The organism is Agilicoccus flavus, from assembly GCF_014857905.1.
In the GTDB taxonomy this organism is placed as follows: domain Bacteria; phylum Actinomycetota; class Actinomycetes; order Actinomycetales; family Dermatophilaceae; genus Agilicoccus; species Agilicoccus flavus.
Genome location: NZ_JACYXE010000008.1, coordinates 72,946 through 96,026, shown reverse-complemented (window position 1 = coordinate 96,026; position 23,081 = coordinate 72,946). Strand labels below are relative to the sequence as shown.

Here is a 23,081-nt window from a genome sequence, read left to right as displayed (position 1 = left end):
TCCAGACCTCAGTCCAGCGTGTTCGGCGGCAATTGGCAAACAGGCGGGCCGGACACGGGCGGTGCGGCACCCCACCCGACACCGGGTCCACCCCCTCCTCGGACGCGTCTCGGAGGCGCCGTGCCACCCTGTGGGGCAGGCGGCCGGTGCCCCGCCGCCCGGCAACGACATCCCTGGAGGAGACGTGGAGCGCGCGACCCGCCGCACCCCTGCCCTCCGGTTCGAGCTCGGGGCCGACCCGGCCGGGCCCGCGACGTCGGTCCGGGGCGTCGATCGGGTCGTCGTCGAGGAGCCGCTGCAGATCCGGGTGGACGGGGCCGACGTCGTCATGACGATGCGCACCCCCGGCGACGACGTCGACCTCGCGCTCGGATGGCTCGCGGCCGAGGCCGGGCTGACCTCCCCCGCGGACGTGGCGAGCGTCCGCCCGTGCGGGGACCGCGGGCCCGACGGCCTGCCCACGTACAACACGCTCGACGTCACCCTCGCCCCCGGCGTGACCCTGCCGCCCGACGTCGCCCGCGATCGCCCCGTCTCGAGCGCCTGCGGCGTGTGCGGCGCCGACACCGTCGCGGCCGTGGCCCGGCGGGGCGGCACGGACATCGCCGCCGACCCCCTCGTCCTCGACCCCCGGACGCTGCTCGCCCTGCCCGACCTGATGCGCCCGCGGCAGCGGCGCTTCGACGCGACGGGCGGCACCCACGCCGCCGCGCTCGTCGACGCCGCCGGCGAGGTCGTCTGCCTGCGGGAGGACGTGGGCCGGCACAACGCGGTCGACAAGGTCGTCGGCGACGCGGTGCGCCGCGGCGCACTGCCGCTGACCGGGCACGTGCTCGTCGTCAGCGGGCGGGCCGGCTTCGAGATCACGCAGAAGGCCGCGCTCGCCGGCATCCCCGCGCTCGTGTCCGTGTCGGCCACGACCGCCATGTCCGTCGACCTGGCCCGCGAGGTGGGGATGACGCTCGTCGGCTTCGTCCGCGCCGGCCGCGGCACCGTCTACGCCGGAGGGCACCGCATCCGGTCCGGGACGTGAGCCCGGTCACCCCCGATCGCCTCGCGGGCGCCCCGACGGTGACAAGATGAATCCCGCGGTACCGGCGTCTCGCCGGTCCCACGACGGCCGGGGCGCACGGCACCCCGGGCGTCGACACCGATCAGACCCACATCGGCAGGAAGGGCACCACCGTGCGACGCGAGGATTCGCCGATCATCAACGGCCTCCCGAGCAGGCTTCCCGACATCGACCCGGACGAGACGCAGGAGTGGCTCGACTCGATGGAGGCGGTGCTCGACGAATCGGGTCAGCAGCGTGTCCGTTACCTCATGCTCCGCCTCATGCAGCACGCGCGGGAGCGCCAGGTCGGTCTGCCGTCGTCGACGACGACGGACTACATCAACACCATCCCCCTCGAGCAGGAGCCCTGGTTCCCGGGCGACGAGGAGATGGAGCGCGCGTTCCGCCGACTCATCCGCTGGAACGCCGCGGTGCTCGTGCACCGGGCCCAGCGGCCCGGCATCGGCGTGGGCGGCCACATCTCCACCTACGCGTCCGCGGCCACCCTCTACGAGGTGGGCATGAACCACTTCTTCCGGGGTCAGGACCACCCGGGCGGCGGCGACCAGATCTTCTTCCAGGGTCACGCGGCCCCCGGCATGTACGCCCGCGCCTACCTCGAGGGCCGTCTCGACGAGACGCAGCTCGACGGGTTCCGCCAGGAGCACAGCCACGTCGTCGACGGCAAGCCGGTGGCGCTGCCGAGCTACCCGCACCCCCGCCTCATGCAGGACTTCTGGCAGTTCCCGACCGTGTCGATGGGCATCGGCCCGATCAACGCGATCTACCAGGCGCAGTTCAACAAGTACCTGACCAACCGCGGCATCAAGGACTGCAGTGACCAGCAGGTCTGGGCGTTCCTCGGTGACGGCGAGATGGACGAGGTCGAGAGCCGCGGCGCGCTGCAGATCGCGGCGTTCGAGGAGCTCGACAACCTCAACTTCGTCATCAACTGCAACCTGCAGCGCCTCGACGGCCCGGTCCGCGGTAACGGCAAGATCATCCAGGAACTCGAGGCCCAGTTCCGCGGCGCGGGCTGGAACGTCATCAAGGTGATCTGGGGCCGCGGCTGGGACGACCTGCTCGCCGCCGACAGCCAGGGCGCCCTCGTGCACCTCATGAACAGCACGCCCGACGGCGACTACCAGACCTTCCGGGCCAACGACGGCGCCTACATCCGCGACAACTTCTTCGGCCGGGACCCGCGCACGCGCAAGCTCGTCGAGAACTGGAGCGACGAGGACATCTGGTGGCGCCTCAAGCGCGGCGGCCACGACTACCACAAGGTGTACGCGGCCTACGAGCGCGCGGCCAACCACACCGGGCAGCCGACGGTCATCCTCGCCCACACGATCAAGGGCTACACCCTCGGCTCGCACTTCGCCGGCCGCAACGCGACCCACCAGATGAAGAAGCTCGCGCTCGACGACCTCAAGGCGCTGCGCGACACGCTGCAGATCCCGATCAGCGACGAGACGCTCGAGGCCGACCCGTACCAGCCCCCCTACTACCACCCGGGGGCCGACGACGAGCGCATCGCGTACATGCAGGAGCGGCGCGCCAAGCTCGGCGGTCACGTGCCGGAGCGGCGGAAGTCGAGCACGGCCATCCACCTGCCCGACCACAACGCGTACAAGACCCTCAAGAAGGGGTCGGGCAAGCAGCAGGTCGCGACGACGATGGCGTTCGTGCGCCTGCTCAAGGAGCTCATGCGCGACAAGGAGTTCGGCAAGCGCGTCGTGCCGATCATCCCCGACGAGGCCCGCACCTTCGGGATGGACAGCTTCTTCCCGACGAGCAAGATCTACAACCCGCACGGGCAGAACTACACGTCCGTCGACGCCGAGCTCATGCTCGCCTACCGCGAGTCGCCGCAGGGTCAGATGCTGCACCTCGGCATCAACGAGGCCGGCTCCGTGGCGGCGTTCACCGCGGCCGGAACGTCGTACTCGACGCACGGGGAGCCGATGCTGCCCGTGTACGTCTTCTACTCGATGTTCGGCTTCCAGCGGACCGGCGACAGCATCTGGGCGGCGGCCGACCAGATGGCCCGCGGGTTCCTCATCGGGGCCACCGCGGGGCGCACGACGCTCGCGGGCGAGGGCCTGCAGCACATGGACGGCCACAGCCCGATCCTCGCGGCCACGAACCCCGCGGTCGTCCAGTACGACCCGGCCTACGGCTACGAGATCGCGCACATCGTCGAGGACGGACTCCAGCGCATGTTCGCGCAGGACGAGGACGTCATCTACTACATCACCGTCTACAACGAGCCGTTGCAGCAGCCCGCTCAGCCCGACGACGTCGACGTCGAGGGCATCAAGAAGGGCATGTACCTGCTCAAGCCGGCGCAGAAGAAGGACGCGAAGCTGCGCGCCCAGCTCCTCGCGTCGGGCGTGGGCGTGCCGTGGGCGCTCGAGGCGCAGAAGCTCCTCGCCGACGACTGGGGCGTCCAGGCCGACGTGTGGTCGGTGACCTCGTGGACCGAGCTGCGCCGCGAGGCCATGGCGTGCGACGAGGACCACCTCCTCGACCCGACCTCGACGCCGCGGGTCCCGTACGTGACGCAGAAGCTGCAGGACGCTCCGGGCCCGGTCGTCGCGACCTCCGACTACATGCGCGAGGTCCAGGACCAGATCGGCCCGTGGGTCCCGGGCGACTACCACCCGCTGGGCGCGGACGGCTTCGGCTTCTCCGACACCCGGCAGGCCGCCCGCCGGTTCTTCCACATCGACGGACCGTCGATGGTCGTCGCGACGCTCTCGGCCCTCGCCGACCAGGGCAAGCTCGACAAGAGCGTCGCGCAGGAGGCGATCGACAAGTACCGCCTCCTCGACGTCACCGCCGGCGCGTCGGGCAACGCGGGCGGCGAGAGCTGACCGCGCCCGTCCCGGCCCACGCGACGACCCTCACCCCCTGGGGTGGGGGTCATCGCGCGTGCGGGCCCGGCTCGGCCCGACGGCCCTCGTGAGCGAACCTGCGCGTTTAGCATGAGCCCATGACGCGCGTACGCGGACGACCGCGGGACCCTCGGCGATGCTGAGGGAACAGCGCCACCACCTCATCCTCGACGCGCTGCGCGCGCGGGGGACCTCGACGGTGGCCGACCTGGCCGGGTCGGTCGACGCCAGCGTGGCCACCCTGCGGCGGGACCTCGCGGAACTCGACGCCTCCGGGCTCCTGCGACGGGTCCGCGGCGGAGCGATGCCGATCGACGAGCACGACGAGCCGTTCGACGCCGTGCGGGGCGTCAACGCCGACGCCAAGGAGGCGATCGCCCGCGTCGCGGCCGGCCTCGTGCGCGACGGCCAGAGCGTCCTGCTCGACATCGGCACGACCACCCATCGCATCGCGCAGGCGCTCTGTGGACGCCGCATCACCGTCCTGACCAGCAGTTTGCCGGCCGCTGCGGTGCTCGCCGGCGACCCGGCCGTCGAGCTCATGGTGCTCGGTGGGCTCGTGCGACGCGACTACCACTCGATGGTCGGCTTCCTCACCGAGCATGCGCTCGAGCAGGTCCACGCCGACGTGCTGTTCCTCTCGACGAGCGGCATCCGCACCGGGGGCGACGGCGACCTGCAGGTGATGGACACCACGGTCCTGGAGGTGCCGATCAAGCGCGCGATGCTCCGGGCCGCGTCGCGGGCGTACGTCGTGGCCGACGCCACGAAGTTCCCCGGTCGCGGCTCGAGCCGCGTGTGCGACGGCAGCGACCTGGCCGGTCTCGTCACCTCCGCGACGGCTCCCGCCGCCGCCCTCGACGCCGCGCGGCGGGGCGGCCTCGAGGTTCACCTCGACGACGTCCAAGGTTCACGTGCGACCGAAACACTGTCGAACATGATCGTTCCTGAGTAGTCTGACGATCCATCCGGCGCCGCACGGCCACGATCACGAGGACCGTCCGGACGCACCTCGATGACGAAACGGACACTGCCATGGCGCTCCCTCGCTCCACCCGCACGCTGGCCCTCGCGCTGGCCCTCGCCGCCCCCCTCGCCGTCGCCGGATGCGCCAAGTCCTCCTCCGACGTGCAGAACGACAAGGCGGCCGCCACGGGCGGGGCCTCCGGCGGAGGCGCACAGTCCGTCACCGTCCTCATCAGCGCCGACACGAACATCCAGAACCTGTGGGAGAAGAAGCTCATCCCGGGGTTCACCAAGGCGAACCCGGGCATCACCGTCAAGACCAACTTCGACCTGCACGGCGAGCACGACGCGCAGAACCTCGCCAAGCTCGCCGCGGCCGTCAAGGGGGGCAAGGACGTCGGCTTCGACGTCATCGACGCCGGCTTCGTCAGCCAGGCCGCCGACTCCGACCTGCTCGTGCCGCAGGGGACCGACACCCTGCCCGCTCTCGCGCAGGTGAGTCCCACCCTGGTCGAGGCCGGCCGGGGCCACGGCGTCCCGTACCGCGCCAGCTCGGTGCTGCTGGCCTACGACACCAAGACGGTGAACGCACCCCCGAAGACCCTCGACGAGCTGCTCGCCTGGGTCGAGGCCCACCCCGGCAGGTTCGCCTACAACTCGCCGAAGTCCGGCGGCTCCGGGCAGTCCTTCGCGACCACCGTGCTAGACGCGAACATGGACGAGGCGTCCGCGAACGCGCTGCGCACGAGCGTGGACAAGGCGGCGATGGCCAAGTGGGACAAGGGTTTCGCCGTGCTCAAGGGCCTCAACCCGTACGTGTATGGCAAGGGCGTCTACCCCAACGGCAACTCCCAGGTGCTCGAACTGCTCTCCTCCGGGCAGATCGACATGGCGCCGGTCTGGTCCGACATGTTCGTCACCGCGAAGACGAACGGCCAGATCCCCGACACCGTGGATGTCACCCAGATCACCGCGCCGTCGTTCACCGGCGGAGCGTCCTATCTCGGCGTCGCCAAGAACAGCCCGCACCAGGAGGCGGCCCAGAAGCTCCTCGCCTACCTGCTCACCCCGCCCGCGCAGGCCGACATCGCGATGGAGATCGCCGGCACCCCCGTCGCCCCGCTGGCGAGCCTGCCGGCGGAGGTGCAGAAGAAGTTCGAGGGCACCGACCCGACGACGATGCGCCCCACCTACTACGCCGAGGTCGCCAACGACCTCAACAACCAGTGGGACCAGAAGGTCCCCGGGCAGTGATCCCTCGTCCGAGCCGGCGGAGGACCGGTGCGTAGGCCGGGACGCGGCTTCGCGATGGCGATGCCGCCCATGCTGCTCATCCTGGGTTTCGTCGGGCTGCCGATCGTCACCGCGGGCCTCTACAGTCTGGGGCACTTCGGGGGGCTCAACTCGACGACGGCGGCGATCGGCCAGCATCAGCACGAGGCGACGACCTGGTGGGGCACCCTCGGGGCGTACACCGAGGTCCTGTCCAACCCCCGCTTCCGCAGCGACCTCGCGGCGACGGTCGGCGTGACGATCGTCTCGACGGCGATCGTCATGGTCCTGGCCATCGGGATCGCGCTGTATCAACGGTTCTCCGACTCGGCCCTGGCCAAGGGGCTCGCCGTGCTGTCGATCGTGCCGATGTTCATCCCCGTCGTCATCGGCTCGTGGGCGATCCTCACGTTCTACTCGGGCACCGGTTTCGTGCGCACCGTCCTCGCCCAGGTCGGCATCGACGGGCCGGTCTGGGCCTACACGCAGACCGCGGTCGTCATCGGGTCGGTGTGGACGTCGCTCCCCTTCGCCGTGCTCATGGTGACCTCCGGGGTGCAGGCCGTGCCCGACGCGCTCATCGACGCGGCTCGCGACGCCGGGGCCTCACGGGCCCGCACCGCGGCCGGGATCATCCTGCCGATCGCGGCGGTGCCCATCGTCATCGCGGTGACGTTCACCTCGATCGGCGTCCTCGGGTCCTTCACCGTCCCCTACCTCACGGGCCCGAACGCGCCGGCGATGCTCGGCGTCGACATCGCGAACTACTTCCAGGCCTTCAACCAACCGCAGCAGTCGATCGTCATGGCGTTCGTCGTCTTCGCCCTCGCCTCGGCGATCGGGGCCTTCTACGTGTGGGCGAACTTCCGCTCGGCGTCGGGCGCGGTGCGGTGATGGACCGGGTGGCGCGCACGTTGCTCGGGGTCGTCGTCGCCGGGCTGTGCCTCTTCGTGTTCGGGCCCCTGCTCTGGCTGGGGGCGCACGCCTTCGTGTCGAACTGGACGTATCCGCACCTGCTGCCCGACGGGCTGACCCTGCGCTGGTGGCGTGTGGTCCTCGACGACCCCAACCTCGCGGCCGCCGTACAGAACTCGCTCACCTTCGCGCCACTCACGGTCCTCGCCTCGGCGGTGATCTGCCTGCCCGCGGCGTACGCCTTCGCCCGCCATGACTTCTTCGGGCGCCGGACCATGCTCATCGGGCTGTTCGCGACCAACGCCTTCCCGAAGATGGGGCTGTTCGCGACGATGGCCTCGCTCTTCTACGCCCTCGACCTCATGCAGACCGTGCTCGGGATCCTCATCGTCCACGTCATCGGCACCGTCGTGTTCATGACGTGGATCCCCGCCGCCGCCTTCGCCGCCGTGCCGCGCTCCCTCGAGGAGGCGGCCCGCGACGCCGGCGCCCGGCCGCTGCGCGTCTTCTTCACCGTGACCCTGCCGCTCGCGCTGCCGGGCATCCTCGTCGCCGCCATCATGTCCTTCCTCGCGAGCTTCGACGAGGCGCAGGGCACCTACCTCATCGGAGCCCCCGACTACATGACCATGCCGACCCAGATGTACAGCCTCGTGCTCAACTACCCCAAGCAGGTGGCCGCCGTCTTCTCCCTCATGCTCTCCGCGCCGTCGGTGCTGCTCCTGCTCCTCGTCCGTAGGCAGGTCATGGGTGGTCACCTCGCCGAAGGGTTCCAGATCCGATGAGCCGGGCGCCCGATCCCCGCGTCGTCACCGAGGCGATCACGCCCAAGGGCCTGCGGATCCGCGGGCTGCGGAAGGTCTTCGGCGAGAAGGTCGTCGTCGCCGACTTCGACCTCGACGTCCGCCCCGGCGAGCTCGTCAGCCTGCTCGGGCCCTCCGGTTGCGGCAAGACGACGACGCTGCGGATGGTCGCCGGCTTCCTCGCGGCCGACGCCGGGCGCATCGAGATCGACGGCTCCGACGTCGTGCGCCTGCCCCCGGACCGGCGCCCGAGCGCGATGGTCTTCCAGAACTACGCGCTGTGGCCGCACATGAGCGTGTTCAAGAACGTCGCGTACCCCCTGAAGCTGCGCCGCCTGCCCAAGGCCGAGATCGAGCGGCGCGTCCTGGGCGTGCTCGAGCTCGTCGACCTGGCCCACCACCGCGACAGCCGCCCCGCCACGATCTCCGGAGGGGAGCAGCAGCGCGCCGCCCTGGCCCGGGCGCTCGTGCAGGAGCCGCACGTGCTCCTGCTCGACGAGCCGCTGAGCAACCTCGACTCCAAGCTGCGCGTCAAGGTGCGCGAGGACATCCGCGAGCTGCAGCAACGCCTCGGCATCACGACCGTGCTCGTCACCCACGACCAGGACGAGGCCCTCTCGATGTCCGACCGCGTCGCCGTGATGAACGACGGCCGCATCGAGCAGTTCAGCGCCCCCGACGAGCTCTACGACGCCCCGCGCACGAGCTTCGTCGCGAACTTCGTCGGGCAGCTCAACACCCTGCCCGGGGTGGTGACCGGCGGGCGGGTCGCCCCGCGCGACGGGATCCTCACGTGCGTCCGGCCGGAGCACACGACGTGCGTGGCACCCGGGTCCGGCGATCTCGACGGGATCGTGCGGCGGGTCGTGCCGCGCGGAGCGTTCCAGGAGGTCGTCATCGACCTCGACTCCTCGGGTGACGAGCCGACCGGCGGGTCCACGACGGTGCGGTCCATGGCCGTCCGGCCCGACGTCTCCCCCGGTCAGCGGGTCGGTCTCCGGCTCGAGCGCCCGATGAGCTTTCGCGACGGAGCGCGCGTGGACTCACCCGCCCCCACCCACACCCCCGGCCGGTAGCGCGATGGTCGAGATCTGCGCCCACCGCGGCGAATCGTGGACCCACCTCGAGAACACCCTGCCGGCGGTCGCCGCCGCGCTCGAGGCCGGCGTCGCGACGATCGAGATCGACGTCCGGATCACCGCGGACGGCGTGCCGATCGTCCTGCACGACGCGACGACCGCCCGGATCTGGGGCCGCCCGAGCGCCGTGCGCGACCAGACGATGGCGCAGGTGGCGGAGCTGCGGTGCGGCGGCGACCGGATCCCGCGCCTGAGCGAGGTGCTCGACCTCGTGGCCGGCACGGGCGTCCGCCTGCTCGTGGACGTGCCGGATCCCGCGATCGCGCAGGGCGCGCACGCGGTCGTCGCGGCCCATCCGGGGCGGGGGCAGGTCGCCTGGTGCGGCGACACGCTCGCGATGTTCGTCGTGCGCGGCCTCGACGCCGACGCGTCGATCTACCTCGCGACCGAGGGGGTCGACGAGCACGACCTGCGCGAGCTCGTCGGGCGGCTCCGCCCCGACCACCTCAACAGCGACGGGAGCGAGCTGACCCCATCCGACCTGCGGCGTTGCCACGACCTCGGGCTCGCCCAGTCGGTGTGGACCATCGACGACCCGGCGGCGATGGCGCTGCTCGTCGACCTCGGCGTCGACTCGATCACGACGAATCGCATCGACCTGCTCGCCGCCGTCGTCGCCGCCGGTCCACCGCGGGCGATCCCCGCCGACCTCGCCCGCGCGCGCGATGTCGCCCTCGATCTCGCCGGCTTCGCCCTGCGGCGCTCCCGGGCGGGCGCCCGGCGCGTCGAGACCAAGTCGGGGGCCGCCGACCTCGTAACGGACGTCGACCGCGCCGTCGAGACACGCGTGCGCGAGATCCTGACCTCCGCCTTCCCCACCCATCGCGTCGTCGGTGAGGAGGCGGGCGTCTCCGGACCGGACTCGGCGTGGAGCTGGCATTGCGACCCCGTCGACGGGACGACGAACTTCGCGGCCGGGCTCGCCTTCTCCTCCTTCTCCCTCTGCCTCGTGCACGAGGGTCGCCCCGTCGTCGGCGTCGTCGTCGACCACGGGACCGGGCAGGTCGTCGATGCGGTCGCGGGAGGGGGCGTCCGCATCGACGGGCTGCCCGTCGAGCGCCCCGAGACCCCGCTGAGCGGCGGCGTCGTGCTCACCGAGCTGCACGGGAACCGCTGGTGGCCCGGGCTGGACCGGTTCTACGACGCCTGCGTCGCCGCGGACGCGACCTTGCGCATCATGGGCTCGGGCACGCTCTCCCTCACGCAGGTGGCGCTCGGACGCGCGGCGGCCTGCGCGATCAGCGAGTTCCACGCCATCGACCACGGCGCGGCGCTGCTCGCCTGCCTCGAGGCGGGGTGCCGGATCCGCACCGCCCCCCTCGAGCGCGGCGCCGCCCGAGACGTCACGGGCGAGGCGATGCCGCTGGGCGCGCCCGTCGTCGTGGGGCGTTCGGAGGCGCTCGCCGCCCTGGGTGGCCCCACGCCCTGAGCCCGAACACCACGGGCCGACCCGCCCCGATCGCCGGAACGCGACGACCCCGCCCGTTCGGCGGGGGTCGTCGCGTCCCGGCTCGGCCGGCGGTCAGCGATCGCGGCCGGCGCGGAACGCCTCGCGGGCGACGACGCCGGTGTCGGGGTTGTCGGTGAACACCCCGTCGATGCCCGTGCGCAGGTAGACGACAATCTCCTCGACGGCCTTGCCGTAGTCGTCGGGGTCGGTGCCGTTGTGGAAGTCCTTCGCCATGAACTGGTTCTCGTTGCGGAAGGTCCAGGGGATCACCTTCAGCCCGGCGCGGTGGGCGTCGGCGACGAGGCTCGTGGGCGCGCCGAGGCGGCCGTCCGGCTTCTTGGGGATGACGAAGAACTTCTCGGGGCCGATGCCGTCGGCGAACCGCGCGATCTTGCTCAGCTCCGCGGGCGTCAGGTACTCGGCGTACGTCCGCTTGTCGCCCTTGGCGATCATGTCGAACGGACCGTCGAGCGGGCCCGAGCCCGTCCACGCGAGGAACGTCGAGTTGGCGCGGTAGCCCATGCGGCGGATCGTCTTGAGGTTCGTCAGCTCGAACGACTGGAGCCAGAGCGGCGCGTGCCGCCGGTTGAGCCCGTACTCCCGCACGAGGCGCAAGAACTCCTTCTCGGGGTCGAGGCCCTGGGAGTGGAAGTACGTCGAGTGCTTGATCTCGGGGATGATCCCGATGGGCCGGCTGTGCTGCTTCTGGAGGCGCTCGCGGGTGGCCAGCACCTCCTCGAACGTCGGCACCCGCCACAGGCCGTCGTAGATCGTGTTCTGCTGGCGCACCTTCGGCAGTCGCTCCTTCGCGCGCAGCGTCCGCAGCTCGGCGAGGGTGAAGTCCTCGGTGAACCACCCGGTCGTGGGCGTGCCGTCGAGGTTCTTCGTCGTCTTCCGGGCGGCGAACTCCGGGCGGGTCGCGACGTCGGTGGTCCCCGAGATCTCGGGTTCGTGCCGGTCGACGAGGACCCCGTCCTTGGTGAGGACGAGGTCGGGCTCGATGTAGTCCGCGCCCTGGGCGACGGCGAGCTCGTACGCGGCGATCGTGTGCTCGGGGCGGTACCCCGAGGCGCCACGGTGGGCGACGACGAGCGGGGCGGGCATGCGCGTGCGCTCGGCGCGCGCGGTGGGTGAGCGGTCGGCGCCCGCGTCGGCCGCGAGGGCGGAGGCGGGGACGACCGTGGCCCCGAGGAGCAGGGCCGTGAGGGAGGCGCCGACGACGCGGCGGGGGGTGGTGGCAGCCATGAGCGGTAGTCAACTCCCCCTCGCCCCCCGGATGGGTGATGGCCGGGTGTCGGGTCGGCGACGCGCCGGCGACCGGGAGGGGAACGCGCCGTTCCCGGCCGCCGAGGCCCGGATTGTCGGGGGAACACAAACCGGGCGCGCTCGCCTCCGTAGACTCCACCCTCATGACTCCCGGTGACGAGCGACCGGACGAGCCGCCGGACGGGGCCGCGGACGGGGCCGCGGACGGGGTGACGGGCCGCCCGGCCGCAGGACCGCCCGCCGGTCCCCCGGGCCTGACGTCGGCCGACGAGGCCGCGACGCTGCGCACGCTGGAGCGGTCCGCCGGCGACCTCATGACCACCGCGCAGCGCCGCCTCGAGGAACGCTTCGGCTGGTACCGCGAACTCCCGGCGCAGGAGCGGTCGTGGGTGGGTCTCATCGCCGCGGCGGGCATCTCGGAGTTCCTGCGCTGGTGCCGCGAACCAGGGCGGGCGGGGCGCCTCATGGCCGACGTCTTCGGCTCGGCACCGCGGGAGCTCACGCGCACGATCACGCTGAGCCAGACCGTGGACCTCGTGCGCTCCGTCGTCGAGACCGTCGAGGAGGAGGTCGACCGGCTCGCGCCGCCCGATCAGCAGGCCGTCTGGTCGCTGGCCGTCCTGCGGTACTCGCGGGAGGTCGCCTTTGCGGCGGCGCAGGTGTACGCGAACGCCGCCGAGCAGCGCGGGGCCTGGGACGCCCGCCTCGAGTCCCTCGTCGTCGACGCGATCGTGCGCGGCGAGAGCGACGACGAGACGGTCTCACGGGCGACCGCGCTCGGGTGGGGCACGCTCGGCCCGGTCACCGTCGTCGTCGGCCACGCCGGGCGCACGCGCAGTGACGACGCGGTCACCGCCCTGCGCCACGTCGCCGGCCGGCACGGGGTCGAGACCCTCATCGCCGTGCAGGGCGGACGGCTCGTCGTCGTCCTCGGCGGCGGCGACGACCACGCCCGGGTCGTCTCCCAGCTCACCCCCCACTTCGGCCCGGGGGCCGTCGTGCTCGGGCCGAGCGTGCCGCGCCTCTTCGCGGCCGGGCGGTCGGCGCGGGCGGCGATGTCGGGCCTCCGGGCCGCGCCCGCCTGGCCCGCGGCCCCGCGCCCGGTCGCGGCCGACGACCTCCTGCCGGAGCGCGCGCTGATCGCCGACACCCCGGCCCGGCACCTCCTCGTCGAGCGGATCCACCGCCCCCTCGAGGCGGCCGGGTCGTCCCTGCTCGAGACGGCGACGACGTTCCTGCACGTCGGGCGCTCGATCGAGGCCTCGGCGCGCGACCTGTTCGTGCACCCGAACACGGTCCGGTACCGGCTGCGGCGCATCGCGGAGGTGACCGGGTACGACCTCACCGATCCGCGGGAGGCGCACGTCGTGCGCACCGCGATCGCCGTCGCCGCCCTCGACGTCCCCAGGTCCCGGACCCGGCGCCCGCGGCCGGCGGACGTCGACGGCCCGCCCGACCCCTGAGCGCCGGGCCACCTCTCGCCCCGCGAGTTTCCGAGCCCTCGGGCCCCCGATCGACGGGAAACGACGCCTCGCGACGCCCCCGTGCCACGGCAAACTTGGAGGAAACCTCCAAAGAAGCGGACGAAACTTGTCGGGACCCGGACCGGGATCGGAGCCCCGACTACGCCAGAGTGTGGGGGTGCTCGTCATCGTCTGCCCCGGACAAGGGGCCCAGAAGCCCGGCTTCCTCTCCCCCTGGCTCGATCTCCCCGGCTACCGCGACCGGCTCGAACGGCTCGGCGCGGCCGCCGGCGTCGATCTGCTCACCCACGGCACGACCTCGGACGAGGCGACGATCAAGGACACCGCCGTCGCGCAGCCGCTCATCGTCGGCGCCGGGCTGCTCACCCTCGACGCGCTGCTCGAGTCGGCCGGCAGCGGGCCGGACCTGAGCGCGGTCGGGGCGCTCGCCGGGCACAGCGTCGGCGAGATCACCGCCGCCGCGGCGGCGGGCGTGCTCGCTGCCGACGACGCGATGGGCCTCGTCGCGCTGCGCGGCCGTGCGATGGCGCAGGCCAGCGCCGTTCGCCCCACGGGCATGAGCGCCGTCCTCGGCGGCGACCCGGAGGACGTGGCCGCCACGCTGGCCGCTCACGGACTCACGGCCGCGAACGCCAACGGCGCCGGCCAGGTCGTCGCGGCCGGCACCACCGAGCAGCTCGAGGCGCTCGGCGCGGCACCGCCGGCCAAGGCCCGGGTCATCGGGCTGTCGGTCGCCGGCGCCTTCCACACCACGCACATGGAGCCGGCGGTCGACGAGCTCGCCGCCCACGCCGCGGGCCTGTCACCCGCCGACGCGCGCGTCCCCCTGGTCTCCAACCGCGACGGCGAGGTCGTCACCGGCGGCCGCGAGGTCCTCGACCGCCTCGTCGAGCAGGTGCGCCGACCCGTCCGGTGGGACCTGTGCATGGAGCGCTTCACCGAGCTCGGGGTCACCGCGATCCTCGAGGTGGCGCCCGCCGGCACCCTCGTCGGCCTGGCCAAGCGCGCCCTCCCGGGCGTCGCGACCCTCGCGCTGCGGACCCCGGCCGACCTCGACAAGGCGCGCTCCCTCGTGGCCGAGCACGGCGCCGCCTCGTGAGCGGCGACCGGCCGAGGCCGACCCTGCGCACGATCCGCGGCCCGGAGTTCAGCGCGATCCTCGGGATCGGCGACCACCGCCCGGAGCGCGTCGTCGGCAACGACGAGATCGTCCGCTACATCGACTCCACCGACGAGTGGATCCGGGAGCGCTCCGGCATCGCGGCCCGCCGTCAGGCGGGCCCCGACGAGTCGCTCGTCGACATGTCCGTCTCGGCGGCGCAGGCGGCCCTGGACGCCGCGGGCGTGGCCGCGGACCGCGTCGGCGCGGTCATCGTCGCGACGATCTCGCACGACGTGCAGACCCCCGCCGCCGCGACCCTCGTCGCCGACCGGATCGGCGCGGGCCACGCGGCGGCCTACGACCTAGGGGCGGCCTGCTCGGGGTTCACCTACGGCATCGCGACCGCCGACGACCTCGTCCGCTCGGGCCGCGCGGAGCACGTGCTCGTCATCGGCGCCGAGAAGCTCTCCGACTACCGCAACCCCTACGACCGGGGCACCGCGTTCGTCTTCGGCGACGGCGCCGGCGCGGCCCTCGTGGGTCCGTCGACGACGCCGGGCATCTCGGCCACGGTGTGGGGGGCGGACGGTTCCGGCGCGCCGCTCATCAGTCAGTCCGTCGGGTGGAACGCGGCCCGCGCCGCGTGGTTCCGCGACACCGCCGAGCACGGGCTCGACGCCGCCGGAGGCGAGCTCCCGCCGCCCGCGCGGGTCAACCCGGAGGCCACCGACACGTACTGGCCGTACCTAACCATGCAGGGCCCCTCGGTGTTCCGGTGGGCGGCCTACCAGATGGCGCCGGTCGCGCTGGAGGCGATCGAGGCCGCCGGCATCACGCCCGACGACCTCGACGTCTTCGTCCCGCACCAGGCGAACACGCGGATCATCGACGCCCTCGTCAAGAAGATCGGCCTGCCCGACCGGGTCGTCGTCGCGCGGGACGACCTCGCGGACATGGCGAACACGTCCGCGGCGTCCATCCCGCTCGCGACGGCGCGTCTCCTGCGCGAGGGCCGCGCGAAGAGCGGCGACCTCGCCCTGCTCATGGGCTTCGGCGCCGGCCTCACGTGGGCCGCGCAGGTCGTCGTCCTCCCCTGAACCCCCGCCGGTCCGACGGGTACGCATCGGACCACCGCCGCCCCCGGGCGGCACCCGCCAGCGGCGGGGACGCACCCACCGCCCGCGCGGCCGGCCCGGCCACGCGGACCGACACAGATGAAGGAGCAGTCACATGGCTCAGAGCCAGGAAGAGATCCTCGCGGGTCTCGCCGACATCATCAACGAGGAGACGGGTCTCGAGCAGGAGGCCGTCCAGCTCGACAAGACGTTCACCGAGGACCTCGACATCGACTCGCTGTCGATGATGACGATCGTCGTCAACGCCGAGGAGAAGTTCGGCGTCCGCATCCCCGACGAGCAGGTCAAGAACCTGCAGACCGTCCGCGACGCCGTCGACTTCATCCACGGCGCGCAGGACTGACCCGTCCCGCGCGAGCGCGGTGCCACCCCGCCCACGGGCGTGGCACCGCGCGCCGGGCGCGGACGCCTGGCGCGTCACCCGCGGCGCCCGCCCGGGCACCCGTCACGCTCCGTCACTACCCGCATCGCCCACCACACACTCTCGACCCCCGCACCGTCCCCGCCCTCTCGCCCAAGGAGAACCGTCGATGTCCACCACGAGTGATGCCCGGATCGTCGTCACCGGTCTCGGAGCCACGACCCCGCTCGGCGGCACCGTCGAGTCCACGTGGGACGCCCTGCTCCGGGGCACGCCCGGGGCGAAGACCCTGACGCAGGAGTGGGTCGGGCAGTACGAGCTTCCCGTGCGCTTCGCCGCGAGCCTCGCGACCCCGGCGTCCGAGGTCCTCAAGAAGGTGGAGCTGCGCCGTCAGGACCCGTGTGCGCAGTACGCGCTCATCGCCTCGCGCGAGGCGTGGGCCGACGCCGGCACCCCCGAGATCGAGCCCGACCGTCTCGCCGTGGCCGTCGGCTCCGGCATCGGCGGCGTCACGACCCTCATCCAGGCGTGGGACGACCTGCGCGAGAAGGGCCCCCGCCGCGTCTTCCCGCTGACGGTGCCGATGCTGCTCGCCAACAGCCCCACCGGTGCCGTCGCCATCGAGCTCGGCGCCCGCGCCGGCGGCCACACCCCGGTCAGCGCGTGCGCGTCCGGCGCCGAGGCCATCGCGAGCGCCATCACGACCCTGCGCAGCGGGCGGGCCGACATGGTCGTCGCCGGCGGCACCGAGGCGGCGATCCACCCCGTGTGCATCGGCGGGTTCGCCGCGATGCAGGCCCTGTCGACCCGCAACGACGACCCGGCCACCGCCTCCCGCCCGTACGACGTGGGTCGCGACGGCTTCGTCATGGGTGAGGGTGCCGCGATCGTCGTGCTCGAGACGTACGAGCACGCCGTGGCCCGCGGCGCGAAGATCTACGCCGAGCTGCGGTCGGCGGGGCTGAGCAACGACGCCTACCACGCGGCCGCTCCCGAGCCGGAGGGCATCGGCGCGTCCGCCGCCATCCGGGAGGCGCTGCAGCGCGGCGACATCGACGTGTCCGACGTCGTCCACCTCAACGCGCACGCGACCTCGACCCCGGTGGGCGACATCGCCGAGTGCAAGGCCATCCACGCCGCCTTCGGCGACCGGGTCGACGGCATCGCCGTGAGCGCGACGAAGTCGTTGACGGGCCACCTGCTCGGCGCGGCCGGGGCGCTGGAGGCGATCTTCACGATCAAGGCGATCGAGACGCGCACGGCCCCCGCGCAGATCAACCTCGAGGAGAAGGACCCGGCGATCGACCTCGACATCGTGCACGGGCAGCCGCGCACCCTGCCGGACGGCGACATCGTCGCGCTCGACAACTCGTTCGGGTTCGGCGGCTGCAACGTGGCCCTGGCCTTCGCCAGCGTCTGACCCTCTCGGCGACGCCCCTCGCGACACGCGGGGGGCGTCGTCCCGTCCCTGCCGCCGACCCGCCCCGCCCGCCGACCGCGCGCCCGTCGCCGCCGACGGCCCACCGCCGAACCCCACGAGGTGCCCCGTGACCTTCTCCCGCATCGCCATCGTCAACCGTGGTGAGGCCGCCATGCGGCTCATCCACGCGGTCCGCGACCTCAACGCGGCCGCGGGGCTCGAGCCGGGCCGCGGGCGGCCGATCGAGACCGTCGCGCTGCACACGAGCGGCGAGCGGGGGGCGATGTTCGTGCGGGAGGCCGACCACGCCTACGACCTCGGCCCCGCCGCGGATCGTCCCTACCTCGACCTGGCGGTGCTCGAGCGGGCCCTGCACGAGAGCGGCGCCGACGCCGCGTGGGTCGGCTGGGGCTTCGTCGCCGAGGACCCGGCGTTCGCGGAGCTGTGCGGCCGCCTCGGAGTGACCTTCATCGGTCCGAGCCCGGAGGCGATGCGCCGGCTGGGCGACAAGATCGGCGCCAAGCTCATCGCCGAGGAGGTCGGCGTGCCCGTGGCGCCGTGGAGCCGCGGGGGCGTTGACACCCTGGCGGACGCGACGGCCGCGGCCGCGCGCATCGGCTACCCGCTCATGCTCAAGGCGACCGCGGGCGGCGGCGGACGCGGCATCCGGCGCGTCGACTCCGACGCCGACCTGGCCGACGCCTACGAGCGCACCCGGGCGGAGGCGGAGCGGGCCTTCGGCTCGGGGATCGTCTTCCTCGAGCGCCTCGTCACGGGGGCCCGGCACGTCGAGGTCCAGGTCGTCGCCGACGGCCAGGGCACCGCCTGGGCCCTCGGCGTGCGCGACTGCTCGGTCCAGCGCCGCAACCAGAAGGTGCTCGAGGAGTCGGCGTCACCGCTGCTCGACGAGGCGCAGACCGCCCAGCTCAAGGCGAGCGCCGAACGCCTCGCCCTCGCCGTCGACTACGCCGGGGCCGGGACCGTCGAGTTCCTCTACCACCCCGGGGAGGCCACCTTCGCGTTCCTCGAGGTCAACACCCGCCTCCAGGTCGAGCACCCCATCACCGAGGCCACGACCGACACCGACCTCGTCGCCCTGCAGATCCACGTCGCCGCCGGCGGGCGGCTGGAGGGAGACCGCCCGGTCGAGTCGGGCCACGCGATCGAGGCGCGCCTCAACGCGGAGGACCCCGACCGCGACTTCGCCCCCTCCCCCGGCCGGATCGCGCGTCTGCGCCTGCCGAGCGGCCCGGGCATCCGGGTCGACACCGGGGTCGCCGAGGGCGACGAGATCCCCGCGGACTTCGACTCGATGATCGCGAAGATCATCGCCGTCGGCCGGGACCGCTCCCAGGCGCTGGCCCGGTTGCGGCGCGCCATGGACGAGACGACCGTCGTCATCGAGGGCGGCTCGACGAACAAGGGGCTCGTCCTCGACCTCCTCGCGGCGCCCGAGGTGCTCGACGGCTCCGCCGACACGGGCTGGATCGACCGCGTCCGCGCGCAGGGCCGCCTCGCCGAGCGGCGGCACTCCGGCGTCGCGCTCGTCGCGGCGGGCATCGCGGCCTACGAGACGGCCGAGCAGGTCGAGCGGGCCCGGCTGCTCGAGACGGCCCGCGGCGGCCGGCCGCAGGTGCAGCACCGGACGGGTCGCGCCGTCGACCTCAAGCTGCGCGGCGGCGCGGCCAAGGTGACGGTCTACCGGATCGGGTCGCGGCGGTACCGGGTCCACCTCGCCTCCGGCGACGTCGAGCGCACGGTCCTCGCGCAGACCGACCGGATCGACGATCTCACCGGGCGGATCACGATCGACGACACCACGTACCGGCTCGTCACGGCCACCCACGGAGCCGTCCAGCTCGTCGAGGTGAACGGCGTCACGCACCGGGTGGTCCTCGACGAGGGCGGGGCCCTGCGCTCCCCCGCGCCGGCGCTCGTCGTGGCGACGCCGGTCGCCGTCGGCGACGTCGTGGAGGCCGGGGCCCCCGTCCTCGTGCTCGAGTCGATGAAGATGGAGACGGTCCTGCCGGCCCCCTTCGAGGGGCGGGTGAGTGAGCTGACGGTCTCCCCCGGCAGCCAGGTCGAGACCGGCGCCGTGCTCGTGCGCCTCGCCCCCCTCGGCGACGGCTCGCGCGCCGACGCCGCCTCCGCCGTCGACCTCGACCTGCCGGACCCCGCGGGCGACGGGACCGACCGGGTCGGGCACCACCTCGACGACCTCGGGGCCATGCTCCTCGGCTACGACCTCGTGCCGGCCGAGCAGGGGCAAGCGCTCGCGGCCTACCTGCGGACCCGGACCCGGCCGACCGACGCGCCCCCGGCGGGTGAGCTGGCCCTCCTCGAGACGTTCGCCGACTTCGTCGAGCTGTCCCGCAACCGCCCCGCCGGCGAGGAACTCCATCTCGACGTGCGGGTGCACAGCTCGCGCGAGCACTTCCACACCTACCTGCAGAGTCTCGACGTCGAGCGGGGCGCGCTGCCGGAGACGTTCCGCGCCAAGCTGGCCCGCGTGCTGCGCCACTACGGCGTGACGTCGTTCGACCGCACGCCGGCGCTCGAGGAGGCCGTGTTCCGCGTGTTCCTTGCGCAGCAGCGGTCGGCCCCCGAGGTCGAGGTCGTCACGACCGTCCTGCGGGCCTGGCTCGTCGAGCCCGCGCCCGGCCCGGACCTCGCCGCACGCGTCCGGGACGTCCTCGCCCACCTCGTCACCGCCACACAGCTCCGGTTCCCCGTCGTGGGCGACCTCGCCCGCAGCGTCCGGTTCCGGTGGTTCGACCAGCCGCTCGTCGACGCCGAGCGGGCGAGTGTCCTCGCCGGCGTCTCGGGCCGCCTCGCCGACCTGACCGGCACCCCGGCCAGCCCGGCCCGGGACGTGGCGATCGACGCGCTGGCCGAGATCCCCGAGCAGATCGTCCAGTTCCTCGCCGAGCGCATCGGCGGTGCCGAGCTGCCCGCCGACGAACCGATGCTCGCGGTCCTCGTCAAGCGTCACTACCGCCGGCACGGGCTCCACGGGCTCACCGAGACCCACGTGCAGGGCCGCCCGGTCGCCGTCGCCCAGTACACGCTCGACGAGGTGCCGCGGCACCTCGTCACGACGATCGGGCGGGTCGCGGAGCTGCGCGAGGGGAGCGGACTGCTCCGCGCCGTCGAGGAGAAGCTCGCCGACACCCCCGCCGGGCACGACCCCATCGTCGACCTCTACCTGTCGTGGCCCGACGCGCCGGAGGACCCCGACGCGGCCTCCGCCCGGATCGGCCGGATCCTCGGCGACCTGGAGTTCCCGCACCGGGTGCGGCGCGTCGCGGTCGCCGTCTGCCCGGGCGGCGGCCGCGAGGTCGGCTACTTCACGTTCCGCCCCGCCGCCTCGCCGCAGGGACGCACGGTCCGCGCGAGCACCGCTGCCCCCGTCGACCCCGACGACGCGGGAACACCCTCCCCGTTGACCGAGGACGTCCTCGTCCGCGGGGTGCACCCGATGGTGGGGCGACGCCTGGACCTGTGGCGCCTGCGCGAGTTCGAGGTGACCCGCCTCGACGCGCCGGCCGACGTCCTGCTGTACCGCTGTGTCGCTCCGGGCAACCCGACCGACCAGCGCCTCGTCGCGCTCGCGCAGGTCCGTCAGGTCGCCGTCGTCCGCGACTCCTCGGGCCGCGTCGTCGGCCTGCCGCACGCGGAGCGCGCCGTCGCCAACTGCCGGGAGGCGATCCGTCGGGTCCGCGCCGCGAACGCCGAGGAGTCGGTGCGCCTCGACATGAACTACGTGTGGATCCACCTGTGGCCCACCCTCGAGGCCGACGTCGCGCAGCTCACGGCGCTCAAGGATGACATCGCCCCCGTCACCGCCGGCGCGGGGATCGAGGAGGTCGTCGTCGACGGGCCGGTGGCCTCCCCGGACGGCACCGAGACCCAGCTCGCGGTGCGGTTCCGGAAGGCGCCCGGGTCGGGGGTCGTCGCGACCCTCGGGGGTCCGCCCACCGAGCCGCTGCACCCCCTCGACGACTACGCCACCAAGGTCCTGCGCGCCCGGCGCCGCGGCCTCGTCTACCCCTACGAGCTGCAGGCGATGATCGCCGGCGCCGGCGGGTCGACCACGGAGTACGACCTCGACGAATCGGGCCGCCTCGTCCCCGTCGAGCGGCCGCGGGGGCGCAACACGAGCGGGATCATCGCGGCCGTCGTCACGACGCGCACCGCGCGGCACCCGCACGGGGTCACGCGGGTGGTGCTCTGCGGGGACCCGTTGCGGGCGCTGGGCGCGGTCAGCGAGCCCGAGTGCGCCCGCATCGTCGCGGCGATCGACCTCGCCGAGTCGATGGGGGTCCCCCTCGAGTGGTACACTGTCTCGGCCGGCGCGCGGATCTCGATGGACTCCGGCACCGAGAACATGGACTGGGTCGCCCGCGCCCTGCGCCGGATCGTCGAGTTCACGCAGGCCGGCGGAGAGATCAACGTCGTCGTCGCCGGGGTCAACGTCGGCGCGCAGCCGTACTGGAACGCCGAGGCGACGATGCTCATGCACTGCAGGGGCATCCTCGTCATGACCCCCGACAGCGCGATGGTCCTCACGGGCAAGCAGTCGCTCGACTTCTCCGGCGGCGTCTCGGCGGAGGACAACTTCGGCATCGGCGGGTACGACCGCGTCATGGGCCCGAACGGGCAGGCGCAGTACTGGGCCCCCGACCTGCTCGGGGCGCGGCGCATCCTCATGGCGCACTACGACCACACGTACGTCGCCCCCGGCGAGGCGGGGCCCCGACGGGTGGCGACGACCGACCCCGTCGACCGCGACGTGACGACCTCGCCGCACCCGGCCGGGGACGCGGGCTTCACGCGGATCGGCGACATCTTCTCGGCGCGGACGAACCCCGACCGGAAGAAGCCGTTCGACATCCGCACCCTCATGGGGGCGGTGGCCGACGCCGACCACCCCACGCTCGAGCGCTGGGCCGGCATGGCCGACGCCGAGACCTCCGTCGTCGCCGACGCCCACCTCGGCGGGATCCCCGTCTGCCTCATCGGGATCGAGTCGCGGCCCGTGCCCCGCCGCGGCTTCCCCCCCACCGACGGCCCCGACGTCTACACGGCCGGCACCCTGTTCCCCCGTTCGTCGAAGAAGACGGCCCGCGCCGTCAACGCGGCGAGCGGCAACCGGCCCGTCGTCGTCCTCGCCAACCTCTCCGGCTTCGACGGTTCCCCAGAGTCGATGCGCAACCTCCAGCTCGAGTACGGCGCGGAGATCGGCCGAGCCATCGTCAACTTCGACGGCCCCATCGTCTTCTGCGTCGTCTCCCGTTACCACGGCGGCGCGTTCGTCGTCTTCTCGAAGGCGCTCAACCCGAACATGACGGTGCTCGCCGTAGAGGGGTCCTACGCGTCGGTCCTCGGCGGCGCCCCCGCCGCCGCGGTGGTGTTCGCCCGCGAGGTCGACGCGCGCACCGCCCAGGATCCCCGGGTGAGCGGGCTCGAGGCGCAGCTCGCGGCCACCCGCGGCGAGGGCGACGCCGACGCCGAGCGGGCGGCCGCCGCCGCCCTGCGGGCCCGTCTCGAGGCGACGCGCCGCGACGTGCGCGCCGAGAAGCTCGGGGAGGTCGCCGCCGAGTTCGACGGCATCCACGACATCCATCGGGCCGTCCGCGTCGGCTCCGTCGACGAGGTCGTCGCCCCGGCCGACCTGCGGCCGCGCCTCGTCGCCGCCCTCGAGGCGGGGCTGCGCCGGTAGGGGGGCCATCGGGCCGGTCCGCGCGTGAGCCCGGACGAACGGGCGCCGCCGGGCACAGCGACGGGAGGCCACCCGCCCGGGTGGCCTCCCG

Annotated in this window: 15 protein-coding genes; 14 read left to right on the top strand and 1 reads right to left on the bottom strand. The window is 73.3% G+C overall.

The features are described 5' to 3' along the window. Positions 1-184: 184 nt before the first annotated feature. The 8 genes from fdhD to ICW24_RS12720 all read left to right on the top strand — a co-directional run bounded on the left by fdhD (position 185) and on the right by ICW24_RS12720 (position 10,478). Positions 185-1,033 (top strand): formate dehydrogenase accessory sulfurtransferase FdhD, encoded by an 849-nt coding sequence (gene fdhD, locus ICW24_RS12755; RefSeq protein WP_226346098.1) that lies wholly within the window; start codon positions 185-187, stop codon positions 1,031-1,033. A 152-nt stretch (positions 1,034-1,185) separates the two neighbouring features. After that, positions 1,186-3,933, top strand: a complete 2,748-nt coding sequence (gene aceE / locus ICW24_RS12750; RefSeq protein WP_226346097.1) for a pyruvate dehydrogenase (acetyl-transferring), homodimeric type — start codon at positions 1,186-1,188, stop codon at positions 3,931-3,933. A 157-nt stretch (positions 3,934-4,090) separates the two neighbouring features. After that, the gene (locus tag ICW24_RS12745; RefSeq protein ID WP_226346096.1) at positions 4,091-4,909 is read left to right on the top strand and encodes a DeoR/GlpR family DNA-binding transcription regulator; all 819 of its coding nucleotides are present in this window, start codon (positions 4,091-4,093) and stop codon (positions 4,907-4,909) included. Positions 4,910-4,989: 80 nt separating this feature from the next. Next, entirely contained in the window at positions 4,990-6,174 is a 1,185-nt protein-coding gene (locus ICW24_RS12740) for an extracellular solute-binding protein (RefSeq protein WP_226346095.1), read from the top strand. 27 nt (positions 6,175-6,201) lie between these two features. Next, positions 6,202-7,086, top strand: a complete 885-nt coding sequence (locus ICW24_RS12735) for an ABC transporter permease (protein ID WP_226346094.1) — start codon at positions 6,202-6,204, stop codon at positions 7,084-7,086. Between the two features lie 8 nt (positions 7,087-7,094). Next, positions 7,095-7,892, top strand: coding sequence for an ABC transporter permease (locus ICW24_RS12730; RefSeq protein ID WP_226346093.1), 798 nt, complete (start codon positions 7,095-7,097; stop codon positions 7,890-7,892). After that, positions 7,889-8,986 (top strand): ABC transporter ATP-binding protein, encoded by a 1,098-nt coding sequence (locus tag ICW24_RS12725; RefSeq protein WP_226346092.1) that lies wholly within the window; start codon positions 7,889-7,891, stop codon positions 8,984-8,986. The genes ICW24_RS12730 and ICW24_RS12725 overlap by 4 nt, the downstream gene beginning before the upstream one ends. A 4-nt stretch (positions 8,987-8,990) precedes the next feature. After that, positions 8,991-10,478 (top strand): inositol monophosphatase family protein, encoded by a 1,488-nt coding sequence (locus tag ICW24_RS12720; protein ID WP_226346091.1) that lies wholly within the window; start codon positions 8,991-8,993, stop codon positions 10,476-10,478. A gap of 93 nt (positions 10,479-10,571) precedes the next feature. On the opposite strand, the gene ICW24_RS12715 is transcribed toward ICW24_RS12720, so the two are convergent. Next, positions 10,572-11,744, bottom strand: a complete 1,173-nt coding sequence (locus tag ICW24_RS12715; RefSeq protein WP_226346090.1) for a glycerophosphodiester phosphodiesterase — start codon at positions 11,742-11,744, stop codon at positions 10,572-10,574. Positions 11,745-11,908: 164 nt separating this feature from the next. Between ICW24_RS12715 and ICW24_RS12710 the strand changes: the two genes are divergently transcribed. The 6 genes from ICW24_RS12710 to ICW24_RS12685 all read left to right on the top strand — a co-directional run bounded on the left by ICW24_RS12710 (position 11,909) and on the right by ICW24_RS12685 (position 22,990). Continuing rightward, entirely contained in the window at positions 11,909-13,228 is a 1,320-nt protein-coding gene (locus tag ICW24_RS12710; protein WP_226346089.1) for a PucR family transcriptional regulator, read from the top strand. Positions 13,229-13,406: 178 nt separating this feature from the next. Continuing rightward, positions 13,407-14,348 carry an ACP S-malonyltransferase gene (locus ICW24_RS12705; RefSeq protein WP_226346088.1) on the top strand — a complete coding sequence of 314 codons (942 nt, stop codon included), beginning with the start codon at positions 13,407-13,409 and terminating at the stop codon, positions 14,346-14,348. Continuing rightward, complete coding sequence (locus tag ICW24_RS12700) at positions 14,345-15,448, top strand: beta-ketoacyl-ACP synthase III (RefSeq protein ID WP_226346087.1); 1,104 nt, start codon at positions 14,345-14,347, stop codon at positions 15,446-15,448. The genes ICW24_RS12705 and ICW24_RS12700 overlap by 4 nt, the downstream gene beginning before the upstream one ends. Before the next feature lie 133 nt (positions 15,449-15,581). Next, the gene (locus ICW24_RS12695; RefSeq protein ID WP_226346086.1) at positions 15,582-15,830 is read left to right on the top strand and encodes an acyl carrier protein; all 249 of its coding nucleotides are present in this window, start codon (positions 15,582-15,584) and stop codon (positions 15,828-15,830) included. A 187-nt stretch (positions 15,831-16,017) separates the two neighbouring features. Continuing rightward, positions 16,018-17,268, top strand: coding sequence for a beta-ketoacyl-[acyl-carrier-protein] synthase family protein (locus ICW24_RS12690; RefSeq protein WP_226346085.1), 1,251 nt, complete (start codon positions 16,018-16,020; stop codon positions 17,266-17,268). 127 nt (positions 17,269-17,395) lie between these two features. Further along, the gene (locus ICW24_RS12685) at positions 17,396-22,990 is read left to right on the top strand and encodes an ATP-binding protein (protein ID WP_226346084.1); all 5,595 of its coding nucleotides are present in this window, start codon (positions 17,396-17,398) and stop codon (positions 22,988-22,990) included. The last annotated feature ends 91 nt before the right edge of the window (positions 22,991-23,081 follow it).

Bases quoted from the DNA above. Each gene is read 5' to 3' on its own strand.
- ICW24_RS12745 (WP_226346096.1), top strand. From the start codon at position 4,091: ATGCTGAGGGAACAGCGCCACCACCTCATCCTCGACGCGCTGCGCGCG.
- ICW24_RS12740 (WP_226346095.1), top strand. From the start codon at position 4,990: ATGGCGCTCCCTCGCTCCACCCGCACGCTGGCCCTCGCGCTGGCCCTC.
- ICW24_RS12725 (WP_226346092.1), top strand. From the start codon at position 7,889: ATGAGCCGGGCGCCCGATCCCCGCGTCGTCACCGAGGCGATCACGCCC.
- ICW24_RS12720 (WP_226346091.1), top strand. From the start codon at position 8,991: ATGGTCGAGATCTGCGCCCACCGCGGCGAATCGTGGACCCACCTCGAG.
- ICW24_RS12715 (WP_226346090.1), bottom strand. From the start codon at position 11,744: ATGGCTGCCACCACCCCCCGCCGCGTCGTCGGCGCCTCCCTCACGGCC.
- ICW24_RS12710 (WP_226346089.1), top strand. From the start codon at position 11,909: ATGACTCCCGGTGACGAGCGACCGGACGAGCCGCCGGACGGGGCCGCG.
- ICW24_RS12695 (WP_226346086.1), top strand. From the start codon at position 15,582: ATGGCTCAGAGCCAGGAAGAGATCCTCGCGGGTCTCGCCGACATCATC.
- ICW24_RS12690 (WP_226346085.1), top strand. From the start codon at position 16,018: ATGTCCACCACGAGTGATGCCCGGATCGTCGTCACCGGTCTCGGAGCC.